Source organism: Exiguobacterium abrahamii, assembly GCF_015645365.1.
Lineage (GTDB): Bacteria > Bacillota > Bacilli > Exiguobacteriales > Exiguobacteriaceae > Exiguobacterium_A > Exiguobacterium_A abrahamii.
The window spans coordinates 92,000-110,044 of record NZ_JADOYC010000005.1 but is presented as its reverse complement, the minus strand read 5'-3'; the positions used below and the strand labels follow the sequence as shown (position 1 = coordinate 110,044).

Genomic DNA, 18,045 nt, shown 5'->3' with positions numbered 1-18,045 from the left:
CCGACAAATGCGACCACCGAGCCCGAGGACTCGGTTTGGTCGCATGAAGGATTAAGCAGCAACGTCCGTTTCTTTTTGTTTCCGTGCATCGAGACGCATCAAGACGACAGTCGAGATGAAAGCAGTGACGACTGCAATGGCGAATCCGACGAGATAGTTGATCAAGTTTGACGCACCGAGTGGCGCGACGATCGCAATCATCGGAATTCCAGTTAATCCATAAGCGTTCGCAGCGACTTGTGTCAAGACGACATAACCGCCACCGATCGCACCACCAATGGCACCACCGATGAATGGTTTTCCAAGGCGTAAGTTGACGCCGTAGATGACAGGTTCCGTGATTCCGAGAAATGCTGAGAACGCAGACGGTAGGGCGAGTGCTTTGAGTTTAACGTTCTTCGTCAAGAAGTAAACGGCAAGTCCGGCACCACCTTGAGCGACATTCGCCATCGACCAAATCGGTAAGAGGAAGTTCTTTCCGATACTCTTATCTGCAAGTAGTCCTGCCTCAATCGCATGGAAACTATGGTGCATCCCTGTGATGACGATTGTCGAATACAGTCCACCGAAGAGAAGACCGGCGACGACTGAGAACTGTTCATAGAAGAAGACGAGTACGAATGAAATGCCTTTTCCGAGTAACGTTCCGATCGGACCAATGACGATCAATGCCAAGAATCCAGTGACGAGAACCGTAACGAACGGTGTGACAAGTAAGTCAAGCGTTTCGGGTGTCCGTTTCCGGACCTGTTGTTCAATCTTTGCCATGACCCAAACGGTTAAGAGAACCGGGAAGACCGTTCCTTGATAACCAATCAACTCGATGTTCATTCCAAGGAACTTCATGACTTCCGGATCACTATTACCGAGCGTCCAAGGATTTAAGAGGGACGGGTGTGTCATGATTCCCCCGATGACGGCACCGAGGTACGGATTCGCACCGAATTCACGGGCTGCCGAGAAACCGATCAGAATCGGTAGGATGATGAAGGCAGAAGACGAGAACATATCTAGTAATTGGACGATCGGTGAATCACCGTCAACCCAACCAAAGGCTTTGATCATACCGAGTAATCCCATCAAGAGACCGGCTGCGACGATTGCCGGAATAAGTGGAACGAAGACGTTCGAGAGCGAGCGGGCGAGTCGGGCGAACGGATTTAATTTTTGCGATGCAGCCTTTTTAACGTCGAGTGGTTCCTCGCCATCGACTTTTACACCGGCAAGTGGTGCAAACGCAGCAAATACTTTATTGACGGTACCTGTACCAAAGATGATCTGGTATTGACCAGAACTTGAGAAGGCGCCGCTGACACCATCTAAGTCTTCAAGTGCTGCTTGATCAACCTTTGATTCATCATGCAAGACAAGGCGTAAACGCGTCGCGCAATGAGCAGCAGTGATGATGTTCTCGCGTCCACCGACGAGTTCGAGCACACGTTTAGCAGTTTGTTGATAATCCATCGGAAAAGTCCTCCTTTTTCATGAAACGTGCTGAATGAGACAAAAAAAGGCAAGACCGAACAACACCTCTCCTAACGAGGTGTCATTTCGGTCTTGCCAGCCGTACTGTCACAATCCGCACTATTGATTTGATTACATCTTAAAGGAGAAAAGAAAGCGTTGTCAATACTTAATGTTCATTTTTTTGAATCTGAATATCGACCTCCACACCGTAGTGATCGGAAACGACGGGACCGTGAATCCCATCAAACACGACACCGACGCGTTCAACGTCAATTTTCCGATTCGATAAGACGAGATCAATCCGCAATCCTTGTTGATTGTCTTCCCATCCGTCGATGTTGCCATTGATCGTCTCAATTCCGACCGTTTCCTTAGCTAGCAGGAAGACGTCGTGTAATCCCCGTTGCATCATATAGTCATAACCTGTATTTCGTTCTAAGGCATCGTTGTTGAAATCACCGAGGAAGAATGTCCATTCGAGTGGATCCATCCGAGCCATCAAATGATTGAATTGTTCCTGGAACGGTTCGACTTCATCTGCCCACCAGCCAAGATGACATGTATTGAACGTAATCGGTGTACCGTCGACTTGGATCGTCGCACGGACGATTTTTCGTGATTTCCAATCGAATGTATCTTGACTGCGACTAACATAATAACTGTCCGATTTTAAGATTGGATGTTTCGTCAAAAGAGCGAGTCCTTCTTCATACTTATCATAGCCGATATGAGCAAAATCCCAGACGAGGGAGTAGGTTTGACCTTGTTCTTTTAACGCTTGCTGGATCAAATAGGCAAAATTATCGTTGCGCACATCGTCATAGACGATGGGTGTATCCATCAATTGACTCACTTCTTGCAGTGCGATGACATCATAATCTTGAGCGAGAATTTGTTGAACGATCTGGTTTAATTTTTCGAGTGGCTGTTCTTCCTGCCACGAATGACAATTTAGTGTGAGTAGACGCATGAGTGGTCCTCCTGATTTTTCAAATAAGAAAGGTGAAACTCTTATAAAAGAGCTTCACCTTTAGGTAGTTCCCTAATCTCGCAGGTTTATGCGCCGATCCGGTCTTGGATATCTGATTTTAAGATATCGGCTTTTGGACCGTAGATGGCTTGCACGCCATTGTTCTTAAGGATCAGACCAAGTGCACCGTTTGCTTTCCAGTCTGCTTCTTTTGCAACAAGCGCTGGATCTTTGACAGTGACACGAAGACGCGTCATGCAGGCATCGACGTCCTCGATGTTTTGCTGTCCACCAAGCAAATCGATGATTTGTGAAGCTTGCGAACCGTCGGCAGGAGCTGATGTCGCAGCAGCCTCACCTGAAGCTTCAGTTGTAGATACGTTGATATCGTCCAGATAGTTCCCGTTACGGCCTGGTGTCGCATAGTTGAACTTCTTGATGACGAAACGGAACGTGAAGAAGTTCAAGAAGAAGAAGAACACACAGACACCGATGAAACGAATTAAATCACCAATTAATCCAGCTTTTGCAATCAATGGAATCCGCGTCAAGAGTTCGATCGCACCGAATGCGTGAATCCGAAGATGCATGACATCTGCTAGTGCGAAAGCAACACCTGTTAGTACAGCATAGATGACGTAAAGAACAGGAGCGATGAACATGAACATGAATTCGATTGGCTCCGTGACACCTGTCAAGAAGACCGCAAGTCCAGCAGATAAGAAGACAGGTTTGTATGCTTTCTTCTTATCTTCATCAACTGACATGTACATTGCGACAGCAATACCGATCAATGAAGCAAGTGATGTGACAACTTGCCCTTCTTTAAAACGAGCAGGAACGACACTGTTGATCAAATCATTGTATCCTTGTGTGTTGCCGGCTTGTTTCAAGTTGACAAGGTCAGTGATCCAAGCTAACCAAAGCGGGTCTTGACCAGCAACCGTCGATCCTTGAGCAGCACCTGTCAGGATTTTGTACGTTCCACCGAGTTCCGTGTAGTTCATCGGGACAGTCAACATGTGATGGAGACCGAACGGAAGTAACAGACGCTCGAGTGTACCGTATACGAACGGTGCAATGATCGGTGCAGAATCACGTGAAGAGGCAATCCAGCGACCGAAGTCATTCAATAAGCCTTGAACGAACGGCCAAACAAGTGATAAGGCGAATGCTGCAACAACTGATCCACCGATGACGACGAATGGTACAAAACGTTTTCCGTTAAAGAATGCAAGTGCATCTGGCAATTTACTGAAGTTATAAAATTTATTAAAGAGAACGGCACCAAGGAAACCAGAGATGATTCCGACGAATACGCCCATGTTGAGAGCCGGTGCACCTAAAACTGAAGTGAAATAATCTTTTACGATGAGCTCAGAACCAAGCAATGAATCGACCGTTGCTTTTGGGTCCGCGATCATGTCAGTGTTGACGCCGAAGATAGCTCCTGTGACGCGGTTGATCAGAATAAAGGCGAGTAACGCTGCGAACGCACCACCAGCACGTTCTTTTGCCCATGATCCACCAATCGCGACGGCGAATAAGACATGAAGGTTTGTAATGATGGCCCAACCTAAATCTTCAACGATTCGAGCAATCGTTTGCATTAACGCGATATCGCCTCCATACATGCCGATCAGTTTCCCGACCGAGATCATGATTCCTGCAGCAGGCATAACCGCGATGACGACCATCAAGGCTTTACCGAGTTTTTGCCAAAAATCGAACGAAATAGCATTTTTCAAGATCATTCACTCCTTTTGTATCTCTTTTTCTCTAATATGTGTGTAAGAACAGTGCAATAATGTAAGCGATTAATGCAACCGTTTGCATATAGAATTGTAAGCGATAACTTTTTAAAAAGCTAGTGTTTTACAAGAAAAATATTTGAAATTTTATTTTGATTAGAAATTGATTGTTCGGATTGGTATTTAGATTAAAAAAAAGTGGGAATAAGACTACAGTGAACGTTGTCTGGTTTTAAAAGAAGAAAGGATGTTTGAAGCGGATGAAAGAAGGGGTTCAACCGATCGAACAGTACGGACAGCGGATTCGTACATTACGAGAACGTCATCAGTTAGATCAAAATACATTAGCAGCGTTAACTGAGACGACACCTGAGATGATCCAGCGTATTGAAAGTAGCATTGCCCATCCCTCATTTTCAATGATTGAGCGACTGGCCCGTGTCTTACATGTCCCTTCGGATCACTTAATTCGGCATATCTGGCCACCTGCGGTCATCCGTCAGCAGGATAGCACGTCCTTGATTGACCTTCCATCTAGTTGATGGGCATCAAAAAAGAGGAAGAAAGGGATTTCTTCTTGTAGATTGTAGACAAATAGGCTGACTCAAAAAATGACGCGTCTTTTCACGCCCTTTCCTCAGGCGAGACACAAGCCAGTTTTCCCACTCTATTCGAGCAGAAAAACGGGTCTTGTTTGTCTCTGACAGCGCAAAATCGCGCTTTTCCTGTAGGAGTGGCGTGTAACGCGTCATTTTTTATATCAAACGAACGATCAGAGAAGCGCTTTGTTCACTCGGCATCGATTCCTTGGGAAAAACAAGCTAGAGCGACCCTGTAGCGAAGTGAAGCGGCGCGATGCTTGTCCCAGGAAAACGATGCGAGACGAACAAAAAAGCGCAATCCTTCTCGTTAGAGAAAAATTGCACTTTGTCTTCAGTCTCAAAGGGATTTCCCCTTGTTCCTCTTTTAGTCGTCTTAACGATTATCGATCGTTTCAGGATAGAGATCGTGATTGAATAAACGGTGCTCTGCCATTTGTTCGTATTTTGTACCAGGCTTGCCGTAATTGTAGTACGGATCAATTGAGATTCCACCGCGTGGCGTGAATTTGCCCCATACTTCAAGGTAGCGAGGTTCCATCAATTTCACGAGATCTTTTCCGATGACGTTGATGCAGTTCTCATGAAAATCACCATGGTTACGGAAGCTGAATAAGTACAACTTCAGTGATTTTGATTCGACGAGTTTTTCGTCCGGGATGTACGAGATGTAGATTGTCGCGAAGTCCGGTTGATTCGTGATCGGGCAAAGACTCGTAAACTCTGGTGCATTGAATTTCACGAAGTAATCATTTTCAGGATGACGGTTCGGGAATGCTTCGAGAACTTCAGGTTGGTATTCAAAAATATATGGTACGGCTTTTTGGCCGAGTAACGATAAGTCGTTTAAGTCTTCAGGTCGCATGAATCATTTCTCCTTAGACGCCACGATCGTTCGCGAAAACGAGGGCATGTAGTTGTGGTAGGACGCGCGCATGATTAAAGCGTTCATCACGGGCGACACGTTCCCAAAGTATTTTTAAATCGTGTAGCATGCGTGGAGCGATCGTTCCTTCTTCGTGCGGATCGGGATTTCCAAGTGAGAGATAGAGCGTTTTTAAAGCATAGCGCTCAGAAATCATCGCCGCGAAGTCGAGGTCTTCCTCATTAAAGATGACGATTTTGACAGCGCGTTGTTGTTCCGGTAAACGTTTAAAAAAGACATCCAAGCGATCGAAATCAATCTTCATCCCACTTGAAGGTGGTTTAGGGCTGAGTGTGACGTCATCGATATCAAGCAACCAATTTTGCCAGTAGGAGCCTTGGGTTTCGACAGACATCGTGATATTTCGTTCTTTTAATGCCGCAACCAATGTGCCGATTGATGCATGAAGTAACGGGTTCCCACCAGAAATCGTGACATGTCCGTAAGAGCCGAGTGCATCAAGGCGTTCTATGATCGTCTCTGCCGTCAAGAGTTCGGGTTTTTCAGAACCATCCCACGTGAAGGCGGAATCACACCACGAACAAGAGTAGTCGCAACCGCCGGTCCGGACGAACATCGTCTTTTGACCAATCGATCGTCCTTCTCCTTGAAATGTTGGTCCGAAAATCTCGAGAACCGGAATTTTTGGTGTTTTTGTTAAGGCACTCATGCTTCGTTCATCCACTCACGACGGACTTCAGCAAAAGCAGTCGGTGTCTCATAGAGCTTGACGAATTCGACACGAAGTCCACGCTCATCCGGAAGATGTTGTCCGAGTGTCTCGAAAATCCAGGCTGCCATGTTTTCAGCTGTCGTATTCATGTATGGTAACGATTCATTCAGGTAGCGGTGATCCAACAGTGGTTCGAGATGTGTTTTGAAGATTTTTTTGAGGTCACCAAAATCGAGGGTCATACCGCGGTGATCCAGAAAACCGCTGATCCCCATATCGACATGATACGTGTGACCATGAAGGGCACGGCATTTTCCATCATAATCATATAGGTGGTGCGCTGCGTCGAACGTCAGTTTTTTTACGATCATGACGCGGGATTTCGTATAGATAAGCGAGTCGCCAGTCGGGCGCTCGACCGTTTCAGGTGCTTCGTAATTGAATGTCATGTGTGTTGAACCTCCTTGATGTATGCATCTAATCCATTTTTCCGTAATTCACAGGCTGGGCATTCACCGCAACCATCTCCAATGACGCCGTTGTAACACGTCAACGTGCGATTTCGAACGAAATCAAACGCACCGAGCGAATCGGCAAGCGCCCACGTCTCTTTTTTGTCGAGCCACATGAGTGGCGTGTGAAGTACGAATGGATAGTCCATCGCAAGGTTCAATGTCACGTTGAGTGACTTGATGAAGGCATCACGGCAGTCCGGATAACCGGAAAAGTCCGTTTCACATACGCCAGTGACGATATGACGGATTCCGCGTCCTTTCGCAAGGACGGCTGCGAACGAAAGAAACAGATGATTTCGTCCATCTACAAAAGTAGAAGGAAGACCATCTTCGTTCGTCGTGATGGTTTGGCTGTGGTCAGTCAAGGCGTTACTCGTCAGTTGACTGAGAAGAGAGAGATCAAGCTCATGGTGTTTGACACCGAGCTCAGAGGCGATGTCGCGTGCGACTTCGAGTTCTTGTGCATGACGTTGTCCGTAATTAAACGTCACGACTTCGACTTCTTCGTATTGTTTCAGTGCTTGAAACAAACAAGTCGTTGAGTCTTGGCCGCCACTAAAGACGACAAGAGCACGTTCGTTTTTCATAATGTACACTTCCATTCCTAGTTTTTGTAACGGAGGAGGTTACGAACTCCGGAGACATAGTCTCAACTATTCACACTAGCAGAAGCCATTGAAAAAGTCGACGTTTTCTGATGAAGACAAAAAAAGAGATGCGTATCGTCGATCGGACGGTACGCATCTCTTGCAAGAAGATTAAAGTGGATAGTGATAGTAGCGTTCTTTGACGAGTAGATCTCGAATGTTCGAATCTTCCGAGATGACTTTCATCAGACCACCTGTTTGTGAAGCATGCGCTTCGAGAGCTTTGATCTTTTGATCCGTATAGGCACTGACATCATGAATGAATGTTCCTTCCCCGAGCTCTTCTTTCGTATTGTTCGCGAAAGCGACCGCAAGGAACTCTGGGCGATCAGCAGGATCCATCATCCGAAGAGCACGAACAACGGCGCGAGCTGTCGCTTCATGATCGGGATGGACCGCGTAACCTGGATAGAACGAAATCAAACGTGTTGGTCGTGTCTGTTGAATCAAGGCAAGAATACGGTCAGCAAGTGCTGCCTCATCTTCGAATTCAACGGTCTTATCACGAAGTCCCCACATTTGGAGATCCGAAATCTTCATTTTTGCAGCAGCATCAATCAACTCGCGTTTACGAATCGTTGCGAGCTGTTCGCGGTTCGTAAAGACAGGACGTCCCATGTTACGTCCCATCTCACCAAGTGTCAGACAAGCGTACGTGACAGGACCACGGTTTTCAGCGTGTTCGATGATCGTACCGGCAGAACTGAAAGCTTCGTCATCCGGGTGAGGGAAGACGACGAGTAAATGATCTTCGTGTGTCATGCGTCTACCTCCTCTGCACCTTGAGCGAATGGTGTCGGGCTAAGTTCAAAAGCAATCGCAAGACGTCCTTCGATATCGTGACCGGCAATCAACAATTGATCCCCAGCGAATTCGAAGTCAGTCAATCCTTCACCGTATAACCAGCCGTGGGCAAGTTTCAAACCAATCCGGTAAGGTCCGTTTCCTGTGATCAGACCACGTTCATAAGTGATTTCCGCATTACGGAAAAACATCCCTGCGCTATGGAAAGTTGGATCTTGGTGCGTCGCGTAGGCACCGTTCGTCGTCTCGACGTGTACATATAACGGTGTATTCGCATGTTCGTCGATATAACGCTGTATTTCTTGTAAATCAATGGCTTGCATAAACTTTTCTCCTCTCCTATACAGAAAGAAGTCCGCGGATATCGCGGACTTCTTAAGCGGATCAAGACTGGACTGTACGATGTGCAGCGTGATCAGTTGGTCCGACGTATTCATTCAAACGGAATGAATGACGAATCGCGGAAGTGATGAAAGATTTTGCTGTACGGACAGCAGCTTCTACCGATGCACCTTTTGCGAGTTCGGCCGTGATTGCTGCAGAGTACGTGCAGCCGGCACCGTGCGTGTACGGTGTCTCGATTCGTTCGTCCTCAATCAGGATAAACTCTTTTCCGTCATAAAGCACGTCAACTGCTTGTGGATGGTCGATTTTACTGCCACCTTTGACAAGAACGTATTGCGCACCTTTTTCGTGAATCCGTGCTGCTGCGAGTTTCATCTCGTCGATCGTTGCTGGTGTCTTACCAAGACCCGACAGTTGTCCGGCTTCAAAGACGTTCGGTGTGACGACCGTCGCAAGTGGTGTCAAGACATCACGGAGTGCGTTCGCTGTATCAGGGTTCAGCACCTCGTCCTCGCCTTTACAGACCATGACAGGATCGATGACGACGTTTTGGACGCCGGATGATTTGATTTTTTCGGCAACGGCTTCAATGATTTCGACAGTCGGGAGCATACCCGTCTTCATCGCATCAACACCAATACCTCCAAGGACCGTGTGGATTTGTGTCCGGACGAGTTCTGTGTCGATTGGGTAAACCGCATGGTGCCAAGAATGATCAGGGTCTTGTGCGACGATGACCGTCAAGGCATTCATTCCATAGACGCCAAGTTCTTGGAACGTCTTTAAATCAGCTTGAATGCCAGCTCCACCGCTCGTGTCGGAACCAGCAATCGTTAAGGCTTTACGTTTTGTCATGGGGCATTCCTCCTAAAGAAATAGACAATCCTTCTTGTTCTTCATCATAGCGAATTATGGGAAAAACAACAACTATCGACGCTTCTGATGTACACAAAACCCCACCTCTTTTGAGTAGGCGGGGCACGTACTTATTTAATGAATAAGAAGTCGAGAATATAGTAGATCAAGGCAGCGAAAGCCATCGAAATCGGCAATGTGATGACCCATGTAATGAGCATGCGCTGTGCTGTTCCCCACTTTACACCTTTCTTACGGTGTGATGTACCTACACCCAAGATGGCAGAAGAGATGACGTGTGTCGTCGAAACCGGAAGATGAATCGCTGTCGCTCCAAAGATGATCGCTGCTGATGTTAAGTCAGCTGCAACCCCATTGACCGGACGAATTTTCATGATTTGACCACCAACGGTCTTGATGATCCGCCATCCACCGACAGATGTTCCGAGACCCATTGCGATCGCACATGAGAGTTTAACCCAAGTCGCAACTTCGTGATCCGTTTGATAACCAGATGAGATCAAAGCAAGCGTGATGATCCCCATCGCTTTTTGTGCGTCGTTCGTACCGTGTGTATACGACTGCAAAGCAGCGGTTGCAATTTGAACATGACGGAAGCGACGATTCGTCTTCGCCAAGTTTCCTTTTTTGAAGATGACTTTAAAGATTGCATAAACGATGAAACCAAGTGTGAATGCGAGTACTGGTGAAATGAGCAAGGCTTGAACGATTTTCAAGAACCCTTTTGCTTCGATTCCTCCGAATCCAACAGAGGCAACAGCAGCACCAGCAATCGAACCGATCAGTGTATGCGAAGAACTTGACGGAATACCGAAGTACCAAGTCAAAAGGTTCCAGGCAATGGCTGAAATCAAGGCAGCGATGACGACGTAGCTACCATGTTCAAGTGTTGACGGGTCAACGATGTCACCAGAGATCGTTTTTGCGACTCCAGTGAACGTGATTGCACCTAGGAAGTTCATCGATGCAGCCAAAATGATGGCATGACGTGGTTTCAACGCACGAGTCGACACCGAAGTCGCGATCGAGTTCGCTGTATCGTGGAAACCGTTGATGAAGTCGAAGCTAAGTGCGAGAATCACGATTATGGCGGTGATGATAAACAGGCTATCCATCTCGTTAGCTCCTCACTTAAGCGTTTTTCATGATGATCGTTTCAATGACGTTAGCTGCGTCTTGGCAGTAGTCCGCGATTGATTCGAGCGATTCATAGATTTCTTTATATTGGATGATTTTAATTGGATCTGTTTCTGTTGCGAACAATGCTTTGATTGATTTACGGCGTAGGTTGTCACAAATCGTCTCTTGTTCTTTGATTTTGATGACGTGCTCACGCATCGGTTGTAATTTACGTGCAACAAGAAGATCCATTGCCGTCGCGAGTTCTGAGACAGCGATATTGATTTCATCAACGAACTTGATCATGTGCTCGTCTGCTTGAACGATGTTGTAGATTTCGAAAATAGCGGAGCATTCTTCGAAGCCGTCTAAGACGTCATCGAGTGCGTTAGCGAGCGCGAGTAAATCTTCACGGTCGATTGGTGTGATGAACGCGTTGTTCAAGTCGATGATCAACTGGTGCATCAAATCGTCCCCAGCTGTTTCGAAGTCTTTTACTTTATGTGCAAATTCTTTTACATCCGCGATGCCGTTGATTTTAAAGTCAACGAAGAATTGCGAAGTCGTTTTTAAGTGTCCTGCGATTTCGGATAATTTCACTGCGAATGGATCTTGTTTTTTACTAAACATTTCTTCTGCCTCCATATTAAGAACAAGAATAGAATAGTGAAGTAACTTCACGAGTTCGATTGTAGCAGACGGTATTGTAAAAGAATACATTTATGAAGCGTCTTTACGAAATCTTAATAAATCTTAATATGAAGGTGATTGTAGATTTAATAAATTGTCTGACAATGTAAAAATGAAGTGTACTTGATTGAAATAAGTTGGATTACGTTGTAATTGCAAGAGATTGTCTTGTGATTGTAAGAATAAAAGCGCATCAGAAGTGGGAAAAGAGGATATGGCGCATGAAAATCGAATGATATGATTAAGTCTGCGTAATCAGGTAAAAGAGGAGGATTTTATTATGCTCGTACAAAGTTTATGTATTCCGAAGCATCAATGTGTCACGATTTCCGAGACAGCGACGATTCGTGAAGCACTCGACACACTTGAAAAAACCGGATATCGCTGTGTCCCGGTCCTTGACCAATCAGGGCAGGACTTCAAGGGCAACATCTATAAGATGCACATCTATCGACATGGGATGAATGGTGGCAGCTTAGACGACAACGTCATGTTGCTGATTAAGAATACATCCAAATACATCTATACAGGAAGTAATTTCTTTGAAGTCTTCTTCTCAATCAAGGAATTGCCGTATATCGCGGTCTTAAATGACGACGGTCATTTCTTCGGCATCCTGCCACACGGAAAAATGCTTGGAATGCTTGAAGAAGCGTGGAACCGTGATTCGGGGAGTTACGTCCTGACAGTAGCCTTAAGTGAACAAAAAGGGGCACTTGAGAAGATCTCGAAGATCGTCAACAAATATTCAACGGTCGCGAGTCTGATGACACTCGATGCGAAGAGTAGCGTCATGCGTCGTGTATTGATTACATTACCGACGGATTGTGACGAGAAGACAAAGAAAAAAATCGTCAAGAAACTTGACGATAAGGGACTTCGAGTCGTTGCTGTCGAAGATTTAGCCGTTCGTGTATAATGGACCCGCACAAGACCAGTTCATGACTGGTCTTTTTTGAGGGAAAGGAAGGATAGATGATGAAACTATTAATAGTAGGAGCCGGTGCGATGAGTGAGGCACTCGTTCAAGGATGGGTCGCTTCTGGATTGGCACGAGAAGATATCACGATGACAAATCGGAGTGGCGGGGCACGCCTGACGGAAGTCGCAGCGCGACACGGCGTTCAGACGGTCGAACAAGAAGATGTCTCCTTATATGATGTTGTCATGCTGGGCATGCAACCCGATGGTGTACTCGACTATGTAGCGAATCAACAATGGACGAATCAGACAATCGTTTCGATTGCTGCACATATTACACCATATGAAATCGAACAGTTGGCAAAACGACCGACAGTCGCCGTCATGCCGAATACCCCAGTCGCACACCGTTTAGGAATGATTGGACTATGGTTCGGCTCACGCGTGAATGAAGAGATCCGAAGTGTAGTCGAGGCATTATTTGGACGTGTCGGAGAAATTGCAGAAGCAAATGAATCGACAATGCCTGCATTCATGGCGGCAGCTGGATGTAGTCCTGCTTTTTTCTATGAAATCGTAGCTGGCATGGTACCGGTTTTGACGGATGCTGGTTTTAAAGAAGAAAATGCACGTCGAATCGTTGCTCAAGCGATGAAAGGTTCAGCTGAAATTCTCATGCGCTCTGACGCAAGTACGGATCGTCTCATTGCCGATGTTGCGGCACCTGGTGGACCAACGGATCGTGGCGTCCAAGTACTACGGGAGCATCACTTATTCGACACGATGCAAGCGGCACTACGAGAGAGTGCACGCGAAACAGACGAATAATGGATTTAAAAAAGGCTGCTGAATCCAAAAGAATGATGCGTCCTTTCGCGCCCTTATCTGTGTAGAGACTGACATTTGAGTCAGTCTTTTTTCGTTCACGAAAGTTTCACGTGAAACATAAGCAAAGCGATTGCATCTTGAAATAAGAATTCGTACACTGTAAAAAGAAACCGTCCAGACGGTACAGTAAAATATGAGGGAAGGGGGAGACTATTGGCCAGTGCAAAAGCGCAAGAGACACGGCGTCGGATTCTTGAAGCAACGACGACGATCATTTTGCAACAAGGATTCACTCAATTGACGCTTGAAGAAGTAGCGAAACAAGCGAATGTCTCAAAAGGTGGACTGTTGTATCATTTCGCTTCGAAGGAAGCTTTATTAATGGGGGTCATCGAGGCGCAAGAAGCACGTCAATTCGAACTATATGAACAGCATCAGTTGACGATGGGACCGATGGAAGCGTTCGTGACGTTGCAAATCCAGCAGCAAGAGGAGTTCCATCTCGACATGGATGCGCTTCTTTACTTGTTGTCCTTATTAAAGGATCACGCGACGTTCGTCGAAGAACGAAAGCGACAAGCGGAGCAGTTCTTCCGCCAACTGACAGAACAGATGGATCCGGTTGAAGTATTGTCGATTCGTTTTACATTAGACGGCTTGAAATTGTCGGAGCATTTTCAGTTCGGTGCACCGTCTCCAGATGTGCGACAACGGTTAATTCAGCAATTAATAGAACGTGCACGACGACTAGATAAACAAATTGAAGAGTGAGGGAGAACCATACGATGAAAAAGATCATCCAGTTTTCGGTGAACAATAAGTTTGCCCTCTGGCTTATGACGATCATCATCGCGGTTGCCGGTATTTATGCGGGAACATCGATGAAGCTCGAGACGTTGCCAGATATCACGACACCGACCGTGTCGGTGACGACAATTTATCCAGGTGCTACACCAGAACAGGTTCTAGATGAAGTCAGTCGAGAACTCGAAAGTAAGGTCGAAAATTTATCAGGAGTCGATACAGTACGCTCGACGTCCTTCCAAAATGCATCGAACCTACAAATCGACTATAACTTCAGTACGGATATGGAAGAAGCCGAGCAAAAAGTAAAAGAAGCCCTTTCAAACGTCGAATTACCGGAAGGTGTTCAGGAACCACAAGTATCACGGATTTCCTTTGATGCATTCCCAGTCATCGGTTTTGCCGTTTCGGATAAGGAACGATCTCTATCTGAATTGACGAAACTCGTTGAAAACGAACTTCAACCAAAGCTCGAAGGAATCGAAGGGGCGCAGACGGTTCAAGTCGCGGGTCAAGAGATTCGCCGGATCGAAATTCGCTTCGATGAGAAAAAACTCGAACGTTACGGTCTAACCGAAGAGAATGCGAAACAATTGATTCAAGCTAATGATTCCCGTTTAGCGCTTGGCTTGTACGAGTTGGGGGATAAGGAACAAGCAGTCGTATTAGATGGAAAAGCAACGACAGTCAAGGAATTAAAAGATCTTCGTCTTCCCTATGCACCGCCAGCATCGAATACTCCTGAAGCAGGACAAGCAGGACAAGCAGGACAAGCAGGACAAGCAGGACAAGCAGGACAAGCAGGACAAGCAGGACAAGCTTCATCGTCAGCTCCTGGAGCATCCCAACCGACACCAGCGTCAGGTGCAACGTCGGGTCAGGCAACACAGACGGCGCCAACACAAGTGCCAACTGTCACGTTGTCGCAAGTCGCGACGATCGAGGATAAAGGGATCGAGGAATCGATCTCGCGTTCGAATGGTGAACGATCGATTGGTGTTCAAGTAACAAAGTCGCAAGATGCGAACACGGTCGATGTCGTCAATGCAGTCAAGCAGACGATCAAAGACTTTGAAAAAGAAAACGGTTCGGTCAATGCATCTGTGACACTGGATCAAGGAAAGCCAATTGAGGAATCTGTTTCGACGATGATCAGTAAAGCATTGATTGGTGCGTTATTTGCGATCGTCATCATCTTGCTGTTCCTACGAAACATTAAATCAACGATCATCGCTGTTATTTCGATTCCGTTATCCCTTCTGATGGCAATTCTTGTCTTGAAGCAGATGGATATTTCCTTGAACATCATGACACTCGGAGCGATGACGGTCGCGATTGGTCGAGTCGTTGATGATTCCATCGTCGTCATCGAAAATATTTATCGCCGTTTGACGGATCCGACGGAAAAGTTAAAAGGAAAAGAATTGATCATCAGTGCAACACGAGAAGTATTCATTCCAATCGCTTCGTCGACAGTCGTTACGATCGCGGTCTTCTTACCACTCGGATTCGTTACGGGATTCGTTGGTGAGCTCTTCTTACCATTCGCTTTGACAGTCGTCTTTGCGCTGTTCGCGTCCTTGATCGTTGCAGTTACGGTCGTACCGATGTTCGCTGATTCGCTCTTTAAGCGTGGTAAAGCACCAAAACCGGAAAAAGAAGAAGGCGGAAAGTTGGCGAATGGATATCGCCGTATGCTGAATTGGTCTCTCAACCATAAACTCATCGTCTTTGGTCTTTCAGTCTTGCTGTTGATCGGTAGTTTTGCTCTCGTACCAACGATTGGTGTCAACTTCTTGAATCAAGAAGGAGAAAAGACACTCTACGTCACGTACAATCCAAAACCAGGTCAAACGTTGGATGATTCGTTAAAAGCAGCTGATCAAGCAGAAGATTATTTCAACAAACAAAAAAATATCGATAATCTTCAGTTTACCGTCGGTGGAGAAAATCCATTGAATCCAGGGAATACGAAACAAGGGGTCTTCATCGTCCAATACGATCCAGACACGGAAAATTTCGCAGATGTTAAACAGACAGCCATCAAACAGCTGAATGCTGACATTCCGACAGGAGAATGGAAAGAGCAAGACTTTAGTGGTGGCGCAGCTTCGTCAGGCGTCTCGTATTCAATCTTTGCGAATAATATTGAAGATTTAGAAGCAGTAACACCGAAATTCGTTGATGCGATCGAAGGTGAATCGAAGTATGTTCGAAAAGTAACGACAGATTTAAAAGAAGCGTATACGCAATATACGTTCGAAGTCGATCAGCAAAAAGCGGCTGAATTCGGCGTTTCAACAGCACAACTTGCGCAGGGCATTGCCAATGTCCAAGGAGAAGAAAAACCACTTTCTACTATTAAGGTAGATGGGAAGGAACTCGATGTCATCGTTCCAAACGAACAAACGACATACGATTCCGTTCAAGATTTGGAAGAGACGGATGTCGTGACACCGCTTGGCGTTCGCAAATTGTCCGATTTCGTTGAAGTGAAGAAAGGAACGACTCCTGATTCGCTCAACGAACGTGATGGAAAACTCGTCGCTACCGTTACAGCAGAACTAAAAACGGATAAAGCAACGGAGGCTTCTCAAGCGATTGAAAAGTCCGTTAAAAACATTGATCGTCCGACAGGGGTCTCGTATGAGCAAGGCGGAGTCACAGAGCAGATTCAAGAGTCGTTCACACAACTTGGTCTAGCAATGGCAGCAGCTGTAGCGATCGTCTATCTTGTCCTCGTCATTACGTTTGGAGGAGCATTGACACCACTCGTCATCTTGTTCTCACTTCCATTCGCCATCATCGGTGGACTGGTTGCCCTGTTAATTACAGGAGAGACGATTTCTGTGTCATCCTTGATTGGTGCTTTGATGTTGATCGGAATCGTCGTGACGAATGCGATCGTCTTAATCGACCGTGTCATTCATAAAGAAGCGGAAGGTTTATCGACGCGTGAAGCACTACTCGATGCAGCAGGTACACGTTTACGTCCAATCTTGATGACAGCACTTGCGACGATTGGTGCACTTGCACCACTTGCGCTTGGGCTCGAAGGTGGCGCATTGATTTCAAAAGGGTTAGGTGTGACGGTCATCGGTGGACTGACAAGTTCGACGTTGTTGACCCTCCTTATCGTGCCGATCGTTTATGAATTCTTAGCACGTTTCCGTAAAAAGAAGTCAATTGATTCTTGAAAAAACGATTAAATGACTCAAACTGACAGGTATGTAGAAATGGCTATCCTAAGCCGTTCTACAACCTGTTTTTTTTATTTTGTTACAAAAGTATTACGAAAAAGAATACGCGTTAAAGAACTGTAACATGATGAAAATCTGGAACATGATAGGATAAATACAGAAATTATCTGACAATTCAGACGTACAATACATTCATACATAAGAGGAGAATGAATCGATGAAAGCTGTCACTCGTGTTTTGTTAACCTTAACGTTACTCATCAGTAGTTGGACACTCGTCCCAGCATCAACGCAAGCTGCAACAAGTAAAAAAGTAGTGGTGTCAGTGGATGTGCTGAATATTCGTGCAAAAGCTGCTGTATCGAGTAAACGAGTCGGGCAATTGAAACTTGGACAAGCTGTAACCGTCGTAGGTCAGGTCAAAGAATGGTATCAAATCCGTCATCAAGGGAAATCAGCATACATCGCCTCTACATACACGAAAGCATATAACGCTAAAGCGACGAAAGGTCTTAGTAAAACAGGATCAACGATCGTTTCGGTAGCAGAAGGTCTCAAAGGACGTCCTTATGTTTTTGGTGCGACAGGTCCTGTTAGCTTTGATTGCTCTGGATTTACACGTTACGTTTATCAAGCACTAGGAAAATCACTCCCACGTACGGCAGCGGCTCAATACTCAGCAACAAAACGTACGGCACCAGGCGCTGGTGATCTCGTCTTCTTTACACATGGAAGTGGGATTCAACACGTTGGAATCGCTGTCGATGGTGGTACGATGATCAATGCGAACTCGTATTATGGAAGAGTCGTTAAAGAATCGTTCCGTGGCGGCTACTGGGGATCACGGTATGTAGCGGCAGGAACTCTGTAAACGAAATGAAGCGACGAATTCAAATCGATGAACTCGTCGC

18 protein-coding genes are annotated in these 18,045 nt (G+C 46.0%); 6 read left to right on the top strand and 12 right to left on the bottom strand.

Translation table 11 applies throughout. The annotated features are described in order from the left end of the window. Nucleotides 1-51: 51 nt before the first annotated feature. The 3 genes from ITJ88_RS13765 to ITJ88_RS13755 form a co-directional block, all read right to left on the bottom strand. Nucleotides 52-1,464, bottom strand: coding sequence for a sucrose-specific PTS transporter subunit IIBC (locus tag ITJ88_RS13765; protein WP_023469730.1), 1,413 nt, complete (start codon nt 1,462-1,464; stop codon nt 52-54). A gap of 169 nt (nt 1,465-1,633) precedes the next feature. Continuing rightward, the gene (locus ITJ88_RS13760; protein WP_035395584.1) at nt 1,634-2,437 is read right to left on the bottom strand and encodes an endonuclease/exonuclease/phosphatase family protein; all 804 of its coding nucleotides are present in this window, start codon (nt 2,435-2,437) and stop codon (nt 1,634-1,636) included. An 86-nt stretch (nt 2,438-2,523) separates the two neighbouring features. Continuing rightward, a complete protein-coding gene (locus ITJ88_RS13755) occupies nt 2,524-4,191 on the bottom strand; it encodes a PTS transporter subunit IIBC (protein WP_174514745.1) in 1,668 nt (555 codons plus the stop codon). A 257-nt stretch (nt 4,192-4,448) separates the two neighbouring features. Between ITJ88_RS13755 and ITJ88_RS13750 the strand changes: the two genes are divergently transcribed. Further along, a complete protein-coding gene (locus ITJ88_RS13750; RefSeq protein ID WP_195866012.1) occupies nt 4,449-4,730 on the top strand; it encodes a helix-turn-helix domain-containing protein in 282 nt (93 codons plus the stop codon). A gap of 433 nt (nt 4,731-5,163) precedes the next feature. Here ITJ88_RS13750 and queF read toward each other — a convergent pair whose 3' ends face one another. The 9 genes from queF to ITJ88_RS13705 all read right to left on the bottom strand — a co-directional run bounded on the left by queF (nt 5,164) and on the right by ITJ88_RS13705 (nt 11,321). After that, nucleotides 5,164-5,652 carry a preQ(1) synthase gene (gene queF / locus ITJ88_RS13745; RefSeq protein ID WP_023469726.1) on the bottom strand — a complete coding sequence of 163 codons (489 nt, stop codon included), beginning with the start codon at nt 5,650-5,652 and terminating at the stop codon, nt 5,164-5,166. A 13-nt stretch (nt 5,653-5,665) separates the two neighbouring features. Beyond that, nucleotides 5,666-6,382, bottom strand: a complete 717-nt coding sequence (queE, locus tag ITJ88_RS13740; protein WP_195866011.1) for a 7-carboxy-7-deazaguanine synthase QueE — start codon at nt 6,380-6,382, stop codon at nt 5,666-5,668. Continuing rightward, on the bottom strand, nt 6,379-6,834 hold the full coding sequence (queD, locus tag ITJ88_RS13735; protein WP_023469724.1) for a 6-carboxytetrahydropterin synthase QueD: 456 nt from the start codon (nt 6,832-6,834) through the stop codon (nt 6,379-6,381). The genes queE and queD overlap by 4 nt, the downstream gene beginning before the upstream one ends. Further along, nucleotides 6,831-7,487, bottom strand: a complete 657-nt coding sequence (queC, locus tag ITJ88_RS13730; RefSeq protein ID WP_023469723.1) for a 7-cyano-7-deazaguanine synthase QueC — start codon at nt 7,485-7,487, stop codon at nt 6,831-6,833. The genes queD and queC overlap by 4 nt, the downstream gene beginning before the upstream one ends. Before the next feature lie 171 nt (nt 7,488-7,658). Continuing rightward, complete coding sequence (bshB2, locus tag ITJ88_RS13725; protein ID WP_023469722.1) at nt 7,659-8,309, bottom strand: bacillithiol biosynthesis deacetylase BshB2; 651 nt, start codon at nt 8,307-8,309, stop codon at nt 7,659-7,661. After that, nucleotides 8,306-8,674 (bottom strand): YojF family protein, encoded by a 369-nt coding sequence (locus ITJ88_RS13720; RefSeq protein WP_029342921.1) that lies wholly within the window; start codon nt 8,672-8,674, stop codon nt 8,306-8,308. Before ITJ88_RS13720 ends, bshB2 begins: the two co-directional genes overlap by 4 nt. Nucleotides 8,675-8,735: 61 nt before the next feature. Next, entirely contained in the window at nt 8,736-9,551 is an 816-nt protein-coding gene (gene pdxK, locus ITJ88_RS13715) for a pyridoxine/pyridoxal/pyridoxamine kinase (protein WP_023469720.1), read from the bottom strand. A 131-nt stretch (nt 9,552-9,682) separates the two neighbouring features. Beyond that, on the bottom strand, nt 9,683-10,687 hold the full coding sequence (locus tag ITJ88_RS13710) for an inorganic phosphate transporter (protein ID WP_023469719.1): 1,005 nt from the start codon (nt 10,685-10,687) through the stop codon (nt 9,683-9,685). A gap of 16 nt (nt 10,688-10,703) precedes the next feature. Further along, nucleotides 10,704-11,321 (bottom strand): DUF47 domain-containing protein, encoded by a 618-nt coding sequence (locus tag ITJ88_RS13705; RefSeq protein WP_195866010.1) that lies wholly within the window; start codon nt 11,319-11,321, stop codon nt 10,704-10,706. A 340-nt stretch (nt 11,322-11,661) separates the two neighbouring features. Here ITJ88_RS13705 and cbpA point away from each other — a divergent pair, with 340 nt between their 5' ends. The 5 genes from cbpA to ITJ88_RS13680 all read left to right on the top strand — a co-directional run bounded on the left by cbpA (nt 11,662) and on the right by ITJ88_RS13680 (nt 18,005). Continuing rightward, nucleotides 11,662-12,300, top strand: coding sequence for a cyclic di-AMP binding protein CbpA (cbpA, locus tag ITJ88_RS13700; protein ID WP_195866009.1), 639 nt, complete (start codon nt 11,662-11,664; stop codon nt 12,298-12,300). Between the two features lie 59 nt (nt 12,301-12,359). Then, nucleotides 12,360-13,130, top strand: coding sequence for a pyrroline-5-carboxylate reductase family protein (locus ITJ88_RS13695; protein ID WP_195866008.1), 771 nt, complete (start codon nt 12,360-12,362; stop codon nt 13,128-13,130). A gap of 213 nt (nt 13,131-13,343) precedes the next feature. Further along, nucleotides 13,344-13,901 carry a TetR/AcrR family transcriptional regulator gene (locus ITJ88_RS13690; RefSeq protein ID WP_087681646.1) on the top strand — a complete coding sequence of 186 codons (558 nt, stop codon included), beginning with the start codon at nt 13,344-13,346 and terminating at the stop codon, nt 13,899-13,901. A 14-nt stretch (nt 13,902-13,915) separates the two neighbouring features. Further along, the gene (locus ITJ88_RS13685) at nt 13,916-17,131 is read left to right on the top strand and encodes an efflux RND transporter permease subunit (protein WP_195866007.1); all 3,216 of its coding nucleotides are present in this window, start codon (nt 13,916-13,918) and stop codon (nt 17,129-17,131) included. 220 nt (nt 17,132-17,351) lie between these two features. Beyond that, the gene (locus ITJ88_RS13680; protein ID WP_050678422.1) at nt 17,352-18,005 is read left to right on the top strand and encodes a C40 family peptidase; all 654 of its coding nucleotides are present in this window, start codon (nt 17,352-17,354) and stop codon (nt 18,003-18,005) included. The last annotated feature ends 40 nt before the right edge of the window (nt 18,006-18,045 follow it).

Excerpts from the sequence above, each read along its gene's own strand:
- ITJ88_RS13750 (WP_195866012.1), top strand. The coding sequence starts at position 4,449 with ATGAAAGAAGGGGTTCAACCGATCGAACAGTACGGACAGCGGATTCGT.
- ITJ88_RS13680 (WP_050678422.1), top strand. The coding sequence starts at position 17,352 with ATGAAAGCTGTCACTCGTGTTTTGTTAACCTTAACGTTACTCATCAGT.
- ITJ88_RS13705 (WP_195866010.1), bottom strand. The coding sequence starts at position 11,321 with ATGTTTAGTAAAAAACAAGATCCATTCGCAGTGAAATTATCCGAAATC.
- ITJ88_RS13695 (WP_195866008.1), top strand. The coding sequence starts at position 12,360 with ATGAAACTATTAATAGTAGGAGCCGGTGCGATGAGTGAGGCACTCGTT.
- pdxK (WP_023469720.1), bottom strand. The coding sequence starts at position 9,551 with ATGACAAAACGTAAAGCCTTAACGATTGCTGGTTCCGACACGAGCGGT.
- bshB2 (WP_023469722.1), bottom strand. The coding sequence starts at position 8,309 with ATGACACACGAAGATCATTTACTCGTCGTCTTCCCTCACCCGGATGAC.
- queF (WP_023469726.1), bottom strand. The coding sequence starts at position 5,652 with ATGCGACCTGAAGACTTAAACGACTTATCGTTACTCGGCCAAAAAGCC.
- ITJ88_RS13685 (WP_195866007.1), top strand. The coding sequence starts at position 13,916 with ATGAAAAAGATCATCCAGTTTTCGGTGAACAATAAGTTTGCCCTCTGG.
- queC (WP_023469723.1), bottom strand. The coding sequence starts at position 7,487 with ATGAAAAACGAACGTGCTCTTGTCGTCTTTAGTGGCGGCCAAGACTCA.
- ITJ88_RS13760 (WP_035395584.1), bottom strand. The coding sequence starts at position 2,437 with ATGCGTCTACTCACACTAAATTGTCATTCGTGGCAGGAAGAACAGCCA.
- ITJ88_RS13710 (WP_023469719.1), bottom strand. The coding sequence starts at position 10,687 with ATGGATAGCCTGTTTATCATCACCGCCATAATCGTGATTCTCGCACTT.
- queE (WP_195866011.1), bottom strand. The coding sequence starts at position 6,382 with ATGAGTGCCTTAACAAAAACACCAAAAATTCCGGTTCTCGAGATTTTC.
- ITJ88_RS13755 (WP_174514745.1), bottom strand. The coding sequence starts at position 4,191 with ATGATCTTGAAAAATGCTATTTCGTTCGATTTTTGGCAAAAACTCGGT.
- cbpA (WP_195866009.1), top strand. The coding sequence starts at position 11,662 with ATGCTCGTACAAAGTTTATGTATTCCGAAGCATCAATGTGTCACGATT.
- ITJ88_RS13765 (WP_023469730.1), bottom strand. The coding sequence starts at position 1,464 with ATGGATTATCAACAAACTGCTAAACGTGTGCTCGAACTCGTCGGTGGA.
- ITJ88_RS13720 (WP_029342921.1), bottom strand. The coding sequence starts at position 8,674 with ATGCAAGCCATTGATTTACAAGAAATACAGCGTTATATCGACGAACAT.
- queD (WP_023469724.1), bottom strand. The coding sequence starts at position 6,834 with ATGACATTCAATTACGAAGCACCTGAAACGGTCGAGCGCCCGACTGGC.